General features: G+C 54.2%; 6 protein-coding genes and 2 pseudogenes. 4 read left to right on the top strand and 4 right to left on the bottom strand.

Translation table 11 applies throughout. From position 1 onward, the window contains the following. Nucleotides 1-630: 630 nt before the first annotated feature. On the top strand, nucleotides 631-1,551 hold the full coding sequence (locus AXA67_08730; protein KXJ40678.1) for a UDP-3-O-[3-hydroxymyristoyl] N-acetylglucosamine deacetylase: 921 nt from the start codon (nucleotides 631-633) through the stop codon (nucleotides 1,549-1,551). On the opposite strand, the gene AXA67_08725 is transcribed toward AXA67_08730, so the two are convergent. Beyond that, nucleotides 1,511-1,972: a hypothetical protein gene (locus AXA67_08725; GenBank protein ID KXJ40677.1), complete on the bottom strand. Its 462-nt coding sequence runs from the start codon at nucleotides 1,970-1,972 to the stop codon at nucleotides 1,511-1,513. The two genes, AXA67_08730 and AXA67_08725, sit on opposite strands and share 41 nt — an antisense overlap. A 631-nt stretch (nucleotides 1,973-2,603) precedes the next feature. On the opposite strand from AXA67_08725, the gene secA reads away from it, so the two are divergent. The 3 genes from secA to AXA67_08710 are packed head-to-tail and all read left to right on the top strand — an operon-like array spanning nucleotide 2,604 to nucleotide 7,495. Next, a complete protein-coding gene (secA, locus tag AXA67_08720) occupies nucleotides 2,604-5,339 on the top strand; it encodes a preprotein translocase subunit SecA (GenBank protein ID KXJ40676.1) in 2,736 nt (911 codons plus the stop codon). A 4-nt stretch (nucleotides 5,340-5,343) separates the two neighbouring features. After that, on the top strand, nucleotides 5,344-6,561 hold the full coding sequence (argJ, locus tag AXA67_08715; protein KXJ40675.1) for an ornithine acetyltransferase: 1,218 nt from the start codon (nucleotides 5,344-5,346) through the stop codon (nucleotides 6,559-6,561). Between the two features lie 7 nt (nucleotides 6,562-6,568). Beyond that, the gene (locus AXA67_08710) at nucleotides 6,569-7,495 is read left to right on the top strand and encodes a hypothetical protein (protein ID KXJ40674.1); all 927 of its coding nucleotides are present in this window, start codon (nucleotides 6,569-6,571) and stop codon (nucleotides 7,493-7,495) included. A gap of 228 nt (nucleotides 7,496-7,723) precedes the next feature. On the opposite strand, the pseudogene AXA67_08705 reads toward AXA67_08710, so the two are convergent. The 3 genes and pseudogenes from AXA67_08705 to AXA67_08695 form a co-directional block, all read right to left on the bottom strand. Then, a pseudogene (locus AXA67_08705) lies at nucleotides 7,724-8,913 on the bottom strand (ATPase). A gap of 295 nt (nucleotides 8,914-9,208) precedes the next feature. Then, the gene (locus AXA67_08700) at nucleotides 9,209-9,775 is read right to left on the bottom strand and encodes a hypothetical protein (protein ID KXJ40673.1); all 567 of its coding nucleotides are present in this window, start codon (nucleotides 9,773-9,775) and stop codon (nucleotides 9,209-9,211) included. 184 nt (nucleotides 9,776-9,959) lie between these two features. After that, nucleotides 9,960-10,154: pseudogene (locus tag AXA67_08695) on the bottom strand (hypothetical protein).

Raw genomic sequence — 10,154 nt, 5'->3', positions numbered from 1 at the left:
TCACCATCATGAACGCCATGATTAAAAATAACACCCCTTGGACGCCAAAAATGGCTTGACAGGGAACACGGTTGCTCCCCCGGCCCCTTTACTCCGGGCGTCCTGCCATTCTCCCTTGCGGGCCGCGCTTCGCGCGTTCAAATCCGTTCCCGACGGATTTGTCCCACAGGGAGAGGGGAGCAACGCTTGGTTTTCCGCCACTTCTGTCGTTGGGCGGAGAACAACCCACATTCCGTTCCTCGCCGGCACGGCGCACTCAGGGTAAGATAATCCGCCCTTACCCCCCCCCCGCTTGCGGGGGAGGGTCGGGGAGGGGGGAGGATAATGCGGAATGATCGTACGTAACATCAGATATTAATTCTCTATGATTGTCATTATCGAATATGCTCCACCTCAATCCTTGTCTCAAAAAAAAGAATAAACGTTGTTTTTCAGCAAAAAAAAGGCTATAACTTGTTTTTGAACGCTATAAATATAAATTGAGCCGAGCAGGTCTTAGAACTAAAAGAAGCGTGCTGCTAAAATCAAAAGCGGTTTTAGTTAATAAATAATAACAGTTCATTTATGTTCCTTGCCAATATCCGGATCCATGGCCAGGGGTTTTAAAAGTGTCATCAACAGGGGGGCTGCATGATCCATCAACGTACTCTGAGAAACCCAATTCGCGCCCGCGGCATTGGGCTGCACAGCGGCCGGCAAGTTTGCTTGACCCTGCGCCCCGCCCCAGCCAATACCGGAATTGTATTTCGCCGGATTGATTTGCCTACGCCTGTTTCTATCCCAGCCCGCGGCAACTATGTCGGCAAAACCCTGCTTTCTACCGCTTTGACCCGAAATGGCACGAGTATTGCTACAGTGGAACACTTGCTTGCCGCCTTTTCCGGTCTTGGGGTGGATAATGCCTTTATTGACATCGACGCACCGGAAGTCCCCATTATGGACGGCAGCGCGGCCCCATTTGTATTCTTGATTCAATCCGCCGGCCTCCAGACTCAAAATGCCCCAAAATATATGCTTAAAATCCGCCAGCCCGTCTGTGTGAAGGAAGGTGACAAATGGGTCGCGCTGGAACCTTATCACGGGTTCAAAGTAAAACTTACCTTAGACTTCGACCACCCCGTTTTTAGCGCTAAAACTTGTTCATTAAGCATCGATTTCACCGATACTTCGTTTACTCGCGAGGTGGCGCGCGCCAGAACCTTCGGCTTTCTGCGGGATGTGGAAAAATTGCGTAGGCAACAGCTGGCGCTGGGCGGCAGCCTGAAAAACTCGGTGGTTATTGATGACCAAGGCGTGATAAACAAAGAAGGATTGCGTTACCCGAATGAATTCGTCCGCCACAAAATCCTCGATGCCATCGGCGATCTCTATCTTCTCGGACATGGCATACAAGGCGCGTTTGCAGGCTTCAAATCGGGGCACAGCTTAAATATCCGCTTGATTCAAGCACTCTTGCAACGCCCTCAAGCCTGGGAAATCATCCCCTGCAACCGGCTTATCACCCCCGAGATCAACCTGTCCCCGGAGGAGCCTCTCCTTCAAGCTTGTTGACTTGTAACCGATTGCGCATAGCCTCAACCAGAGCCATCAATGCTTGTTTAATTTCCTCATCCGGGCTGCACCGCGCCTCATTGAGCAATTGTTTTAAAACCACTTCTCCAGGCACCTTGACAGAACCAGGCGCCGGCTTCCCGCCTCTGGTTACAGAAGAATTTAGTATCCGGATTTTGATTTGACGCACCGGCCCAGCCGAAGTAACCCCGGATAAAATCGCGGCTTGAGAAAACCTTAGTTGCGACGCCCAGGCCGGGGAGTCTGTATAGACCACCAACAACCCATCCCCCCGTAAAACGCACGCCAGGCAATGGGAAGATAGCCGGTCCGGCAATGAAGCTTGAATCTGCCGCAATAGTTTTTGGTGCAATTGGGCTCGCGCTTCCAGTACCGATAATACGGAACTTTGCCTCAGCATTTGTCCTACTGGAACAGGCGCTCCAGATTTTTCCTTCGCATCCGATGACATTGGCTACCTTATCATAGAACTAACTGATGCTAAGGAACTTACGGCAAGGACAGCACCGTCACACCTTCTCCCCAAAGGGAAAGGGGATTCAAGGCATGGTCCGTCGCTCTCTCCCCCGCTTGCGGGGGAGGGCTGGGGTGGGGGCACCCTGACTTGCTCGCGAACCGATAACAGAACATCTTGCCGAGCCGCTTTGGAATGACTGTACGTAACATCAGGAACTACAATCCAGGTTTGGACGTCAAATTGGGTTGATAATAGCAATATTTTGCGAATTTCCCGCCTAAAATTTCTGGCTCCGCTGTCACTGCGGTAGAATAGTTGGATTTTCTTGGAATCTTGTAAATTTTCCGTCATCGGTGGAAGGAACCTTGTAATTCGGTAAAGTGGAGAGTGCGGGAGAACCTATACTCTAAATCAATTTAATAGTATCCAATTAGGTTGTCAGGCAGGAACATTCACAAAAGCCCGTTCATGCCCTATTGAGATAGGCTCTTAATCGACTTAAAGTACATTAATTTCTGGATCAACAGTTTGCGGTTTTTTTCCGCAAAAACATAATTTTTGGAACATTTGAACAATGCTAGGCAATCTGGTTAAAAAAGTTATCGGCTCGCGCAACGATCGCATCGTCAAAAAGAAGTTCAAGGTCGTTGATAAAATCAACGCCCTGGAACCTGAGTTCAAGGCGTTGAGTGACGCGCAACTTCAGGCAAAAACCGAGGAATTTCGAAATCGCCTGGAACAAGGCGAAACCCTCAGCGACCTCCTCCCGGAAGCGTTTGCCACTGTCCGCGAGGCGGGCCGGCGGGTGCTCAACATGCGCCATTTCGATGTCCAGTTGATCGGCGGCATGGTCTTGAACGACGGCAAGATCGCGGAAATGAAAACCGGGGAAGGGAAGACCCTGGTCGCCACCCTGGCCGCCTATCTCAACGCCTTGCCCGGCAAGGGCGTGCACGTGGTCACCGTCAACGATTATCTGGCCACCCGTGACGAACAGTGGATGGGGAAAATCTACCGCTTTCTGGGCCTGACCACCGGCGTCATCACCAGCGGATTGAACCAGCAACAACGGCGCGAAGCCTACGCCGCCGACATCACCTACGGCACCAACAACGAATTCGGCTTCGATTACCTGCGCGATAACATGGCCTTCAGCCGCGAGGAACAAGTCCAGCGCGGCCACTATTTCGCCATCGTGGACGAAGTGGACTCGATTTTAATCGATGAAGCCCGCACCCCGCTGATCATTTCCGGCCCCACCGAGGAACGCACCGACCTTTATATCAAGATGAATGAACTGGTGCCTCAGTTAAAGCGCCAGGAAAATGAAGACGAGCCCGCCGATTACACCGTGGACGAGAAGACCCGTCAGGTTTTCCTCACCGAACAAGGCCACGAAAAAGTCGAACAACTGCTGGTGGAACACGGCCTCATGACCGCCGGGGAAAGCCTGTACGACGCCAACAACATCCGCCTGCTCCATTACCTCAACGCCGCGCTCAGGGCCCATTCCCTGTTTCAGCGGGATGTGGACTACATCGTCCGCGACGGGGAAGTGGTTATCGTCGATGAATTCACCGGCCGCATCATGCCAGGACGGCGCTGGTCGGAGGGCCTGCACCAAGCCATTGAAGCCAAGGAAGGGGTGCCCATCCAACAGGAAAACCAAACCCTGGCCTCAATCACCTTCCAGAATTACTTCCGCCTCTACGAAAAATTGTCTGGAATGACCGGCACCGCCGACACCGAGGCATTCGAATTCCACCAGATTTACGGTCTGGAAGTGGTGGTGATTCCCACCCACAAACCCATGATCCGCAAGGATCACAGTGACTTGGTCTATCTCTCGGTTCAGGAAAAATACAATGCCATCGCCCAGGACATCAAGGAACGGGTACAGAAGGGCCAGCCGGTCCTGGTGGGCACTACTTCCATCGAAAACTCGGAATATCTGTCCGGCTTATTGCGCAAACAGAAAATCCCCCACGAAGTCCTCAACGCCAAACAGCACGAACGGGAAGCCCACATCATCGCCAACGCCGGCCGCCCGGGCAATGTCACCATCGCCACCAACATGGCCGGCCGCGGCACCGATATCGTCCTCGGCGGCAACCTGGAGGCGGAACTCGCCGCGCTGGGGGAAGACGCCCCTGAAGAAGCCAAGGAAAAAGTCCGTCAGGAATGGCAACAACGCCATAATCAAGTGGTGGAAGCCGGCGGCTTGCATGTGATCGGTTCGGAACGCCACGAATCGCGCCGCATCGACAATCAGCTCCGGGGCCGCAGCGGACGCCAGGGCGACCCGGGCTCCACTCGTTTCTACTTATCACTGCAGGACAACCTGTTGCGGATTTTCGCTTCCGACCGGGTGGCCGCGTTGATGCAAAAGCTGGGCATGGAAGAAGGCGAGGCAATCGAGCATCCCTGGGTTACCCGCGCCATTGAAAACGCCCAGCGCAAGGTAGAAGCCCACAACTTCGACATACGCAAGCAACTGCTGGATTACGACAACGTGGCCAACGACCAGCGCAAAGTCATCTACGAACTGCGCAACGAACTTCTGGCCGCGGAAGATATTACGGATATCCTCGACGCCATCCGCCAAGATGTGCTGTTCGAGCTTGTGGACAAGCACATCCCCCCTAACACTTTTGAAGAACAATGGGACCTGGAAGGGCTGGAAAAGGCCCTGGAAGGCGAGTTTGGTTTCTCCTACCCGGTCAAGCAACGGCTGGATGAAGATCCGGAACTGCAAATCGAGTCTCTCAAAAAAGAGCTTCTCGACGCTGCCGTCAAGGCCTACCAGGAAAAAGAACAACAAGTTGGGCCCGAGGTTATCCGCCAATTCGAAAAATCGGTGATGTTGCAAATCCTGGATAATTCCTGGAAGGAACATCTGGCGGCGATGGATCACCTGCGCCAGGGCATTCACCTGCGCGGCTACGCCCAGCGCGATCCCAAACAGGAATACAAGCGGGAAGCGTTCCAGATGTTCAAATCCATGCTGGATAACATCAAACACGAAACCATCAGCATTTTGTCCCGGGTTCAGGTGCAAAACGAGGAAGACGTGGAAGCCATCGACGAACAGCGCCGCGCCAGCGAACCGCAGGAAATGCACTTCGAACACGCCGAAGTCAGCGCCATGACCGAAGAAGAAGCCCTGGCCATGGCGGAAGCCGAAGCCGAAAGCGAGGTGGCGGTGGAACAAAAACCCTTTGTCCGCCCCACCCGCAAGATCGGCCGCAATGAGCCCTGCCCCTGCGGGAGCGGCAAAAAATACAAACAGTGCCACGGCAAATTGAGTTAAGCCAATGGCCGTCGGCAACGACCCATTCCCGCCCATGCCCGCAATTGCGGGTATTCGCTTGGGAGCCGCGCGGGCCGGCCTTCGCTCAGGCCCCGGTGATGACCTTGCCGTCATTGAATTGACGCATGATTCCGCCGTCGCCGCCGTATTTACCCGTAATGCCTTTTGCGCCGCGCCGGTCATTGTGGCAAAACGGCATCTGCAATCCCAATCCCCCCGCTGGTTGCTGATCAACGCCGGAAATGCCAACGCCGGCACCGGCCAGCAGGGATTGGAAGATGCGCTGGCCACCTGTAGATCCCTCAGTCAATTGTCCGGCGCCCAACCCGGGCAAGTGCTGCCTTTCTCCACCGGTGTCATTGGCGAGCGCCTGCCCGTGGAGAAAATCACCACCGCCCTGCCCCAGGCGCTCCAAACCCTTTCACCGGAGAACTGGGAAAGCACCGCCCGCGCCATCATGACCACCGATACCCGCCCCAAGGGGGCCGTGGCCAAAGTTGCCATTGATGGCCGAGAAATCACCGTGGCCGGAATTGCCAAGGGCGCCGGAATGATTGCGCCCAACATGGCCACCATGCTGGCCTTCATCGGCACCGATGCCAAAATCGGCGCCTCAACGCTGCAATCCCTGCTTAAAGCCTGTGTTGCGGATACTTTCAACGCCATCACCGTTGACGGCGATACCTCCACCAACGATGCTTGCGTGGCCATGGCCAGCGGCCGGGCGAACAACACAATACTCGATGCCAATCATCCTGAATTGGATGCCTTTCGCCAGGCACTCCATCAGGTATGCGCGCAATTGGCGCAAGCCATTGTCCGTGACGGCGAAGGCGCGACAAAGCTGGTTCGAATTAAGGTCATGGAAGCAAAAAATTCAGAGGAAGCCCGCCAGGTCGCCTTCACCGTGGCCAACTCCCCCCTAGTCAAAACCGCGTTTTTTGCCGGCGACCCCAATTGGGGACGGATCCTGGCGGCGGTAGGCAGAGCGGGCATCGATGATTTGGCCATCGGCCGGGTGAGTATTTGGCTCGATGACGTTTGCATTGTCAGCAACGGTGGCCGGGATCCCGGCTACACCGAAGAACAATGCCAACAAGTCATGGGCCGGGATGACATTACCATCACCATCGCCCTGGGCCGGGGACAATCCGAAACCCAGGTTCTCACCTGCGACCTCTCCTACGATTATGTCCGCATCAATGCGGAATACCGGACCTGACAGGGCAATGATCCACGTCGCCGTCGGGGTAATCCGCAACCACCAAGGCGAGATTCTCATCAGCAAGCGCCACGACCACGCCCACCAGGGCGGACTGTGGGAATTTCCCGGCGGCAAGGTGGAACCGGGCGAAACCGTGGAAACCGCCCTCAAGCGGGAACTCCACGAAGAACTGGGTATCCAGGTGGCTGAATCCACCCCCTTGATCCAGGTGCGTCACCGCTATGACGACCGGCACGTGCTTTTGGATGTCTTTGAATTCAATGACTATCGCGGCCAACCCCACGGGCGGGAAGGCCAGCCGCTTGCCTGGGTTTCCCCGGAGAACCTCAAATCTTACCCGTTCCCTGCCGCCGATCGGCCTATTTTAAGCGCCATCAGGCTCCCCCGCTTTTATGCCGTCCTGGAAAGCGCCCCGGACCCTGAAACTTACCGGCAACGGTTGCAAAACCTATTGCAAAACGGCATCCGGCTTATCTACTGGCGCGCCCGCAACCTGCCACAGCCCGTTTATCAAGCACTTGCCGTGGAATTCGCCAAACTGGCGGAAACCGCAAACGCCACGCTGATGCTGCGGGACAATCTCCAATCCCCCTATCCCAATACTGGCCTCCATTTGACCGGCACCCAACTCAACACTTTAAAAAAACGTCCGCCCGCCAGCCCTGTCGCCGCCGCCTGCCATACCCTGGAGGAACTCCGATTGGCCGATAACTTGCAGTTGGATTTCGCCGTCCTTTCCCCAATTCAACCTACCACCACCCACCCAAACGCCTCGCCTTTAGGGTGGGACACCGCCAAACAATGGCTGGAACAAGTCAACCTGCCCGTTTTCCTGATGGGCGGATTGCAACGCCCGGATCTGCGCCGCGCCTGCCACCTTGGCGCCCAGGGCGTGGCGGGTATCCGGCTTTTTCAGGATCAAGCCGGTTAACACGAAAACTTTCAATGATGTAGCTTGGGTCAATGTAGCCTCACCTGAAAGAACCCAAGGGCTCCGTCATCTATTCAAGCCGGGGCAGGTGGTTTGTTTCGAAAAATTCCGTGAATACTTTCTTGCTGTGCATTGGGGCTATGCAAGAAAGTCCTGTCCAAACATCCCTGTTCGGGCGTTCGCCCGGCTGCGAAAGTCCACTGAACTTTCGATCCGACGCCGGAGAAATCAAGCCAACCAGTTTTTTCGCTTTGATTTCAACAACTGACTGAGATGACGAACCGATACCGCCTCGATAGCTTCGGCAATCGGGTAGGTTTCCTCGCCGGGGTAGACCACACATAGCGTCGCTGGGGTTTTAGATCCTCGCAAGCGAAATGAAAGCCTCGTGTCGGCTTGGGGCTCAGACCACGCTTGATTTCAATGGCCCACAAATGACCATCGGGAAAACTTAAGACCAGATCGATTTCAGCGCCACCGCTGGTTCGATAATAGAATCCTTCGACAATCTCCTGACCGATGATGAGCAGTTGCTCGATGATGAACCCTTCCCAACTGCCCCCAACCACCGGATGAGAAAGCAGCGAATCCAAATCCACGATCCCCAATAAGGCATGCACCAGACCACTGTCGCGAACATAGACTTTTGGTGACTTGACCAGCCGCTTGCCTATATTAGACCGATAGACAGGTAGACGGCGAACGAGGAACAAATCCACCAACAGATCCAGATAACGGGAGATCGTTTTGGCATCGACACCCAGATTGCGGGCCAATTGGGATGCGTTGAGCTGGGCACCTTGCTGATAGGCTAGCATGGTCCAGAAGCGGCGCAACGTTTCGGCCGGAATCCGGGGGCCAAATTGCGGAATGTCGCGTTCCAGGTAGGTTCGGATGAAATCCCGGCGCCATCGCAGGCTGGCTGCGTCATTCCGTGCCAGGAAGCTTTCCGGAAACCCGCCGCGTACCCATAGACGATTCAGGTCTTCCGCCTGCTCCGTCGCTTCCAATACATCGAAAGGCCCCAATTCCAAAAAACCGATCCGTCCAGCCAGCGTTTCCCCGGACTGACGCAACAAATCCAGTGACGCAGAACCCAACAACAAGTAAAGGCCGCTGCGCAGTCCCTGGCGCCTGGCCTGGTCGATCAGGCCGCGTAGCACCGGCAACAAAGCCGGCAAGCGATGAATTTCATCCAGGATGACCAGTTGCCCTAATTTATCACGGAGATAGAGCAAAGGATCAGACAGCTTGGCCAAGTCCTCTGGAGATTCCAGATCCAGGTAAACCGCGGACATCTCCTGAGTGACCGCCATCGCCAGGGTGGTTTTTCCGACCTGCCTGGGACCCAACAAGGCAACCGCTGGGGTTTCCCGCAGCCTTTGAAGGAGTTCCGGATAAAGGTGGCGCCTTATCATCCTTGCATTTTAGGATTTATATTCCTAAATTACAAGGATGAATAGTCGTTAACCTTGGCTAACCCTCATGTGGTGGTAGCCCACACCCTAAATCATGAAAAATGATAGAAGGCGTGTGGACCGAAATGAGCAGCTTTGGTTTGCTGTAGTGGGTAAGCCGTTCCTCTAGCCTTCCCCGGGCCTGGTTGAGGGCGGTCATCAGGGGCATGGCGGGTATCCGGCTTTTTCAGGATTAATGCCAGGTATCAATGCCATTGACCGGGGTCATCCAGGTTTTGTGGTCATTGTCCCTTTATTACGGGCTTTGGTTGTCTGGCGGGGGCACCTCCACGGTTTTTATCAGTTCTCCGTTAATATAAATATCGTAAGGACCCGTGCTAACTCGCACTACATCCGCAAAACTCCGGCTAGGAAAACCAAGCGTAGGGTTTGGACAAGCAACCCTGAATATCTTGGCATCGATTCTGCCATGTTCATTCCCACTAGACGGATCACTTGGCGATGCTAAATCAAATAACCCTGCACATCCGTCTACTTCCTTAAACCGCACAAATAACCAACGCTCTGAATCCTGGTTATTACTGCTTTCTGTTTCTATAAGCTGCGTTGTCACCGGTATCTTCTTGACTTCTTCTACCGAGATCTCACTCAATCTAAACGCTTCTGCAACGGAAAAATCAAGCCCCTTCCGGCGTTGCAAATTTACGTCATACCAAGCGCCGGATTCAATAACCTCGACGCAAGGTAGAATTGCCCTGCCTGTTTCTGCGTTGTAAGTAACCTTGCATCCATGTTGCCCCGCCTGTAACCAGGCCGGAAAAACCATGCTCAAAATATAAATCGCTTTCGTGATTTGTTTCATGATACATACTCCTAACATTCTCCTGCCGGTAGTTTTTCCACCGGCAGGAGAATCATGTCTTTCAGGGTTGAATGGTGGAAAGAAAAATATCGGCATTGTTGTTGGCCTCGCCGGTCCACGAGGAATACCAGGTATCAATGCCATTGACCGGGGTCATCCAGGTTTCGTGGTCATTGCTCCCTTTCTACGGGCTTTGATTATCTGGCGGAGGCACCTCTGTGGTTTTTTTCAATTCTCCGTTGACGTAGATGTCATAGATGCCTGGCCTAACTTCCACTATTCCGGCTATAACCTCACCTGTATCCCATGAAGGATTGGGGCAAAAACTTGCAGTCACTTTTATATCAATTCTGCCATGATTATTCCCGCTGGGAGCGGT

It is taken from the genome of Methylothermaceae bacteria B42, assembly GCA_001566965.1.
Classification (GTDB): Bacteria; Pseudomonadota; Gammaproteobacteria; order Methylococcales; family Methylothermaceae; genus Methylohalobius.
This window is presented reverse-complemented; position numbering and strand designations above follow the sequence as displayed.

What these genes read in the sequence shown, in the direction of transcription:
- AXA67_08730 (KXJ40678.1), top strand. Translation starts at nt 631, where the DNA reads ATGATCCATCAACGTACTCTGAGAAACCCAATTCGCGCCCGCGGCATT.
- AXA67_08725 (KXJ40677.1), bottom strand. Translation starts at nt 1,972, where the DNA reads ATGCTGAGGCAAAGTTCCGTATTATCGGTACTGGAAGCGCGAGCCCAA.
- secA (KXJ40676.1), top strand. Translation starts at nt 2,604, where the DNA reads ATGCTAGGCAATCTGGTTAAAAAAGTTATCGGCTCGCGCAACGATCGC.
- argJ (KXJ40675.1), top strand. Translation starts at nt 5,344, where the DNA reads ATGGCCGTCGGCAACGACCCATTCCCGCCCATGCCCGCAATTGCGGGT.
- AXA67_08710 (KXJ40674.1), top strand. Translation starts at nt 6,569, where the DNA reads ATGATCCACGTCGCCGTCGGGGTAATCCGCAACCACCAAGGCGAGATT.
- AXA67_08700 (KXJ40673.1), bottom strand. Translation starts at nt 9,775, where the DNA reads ATGAAACAAATCACGAAAGCGATTTATATTTTGAGCATGGTTTTTCCG.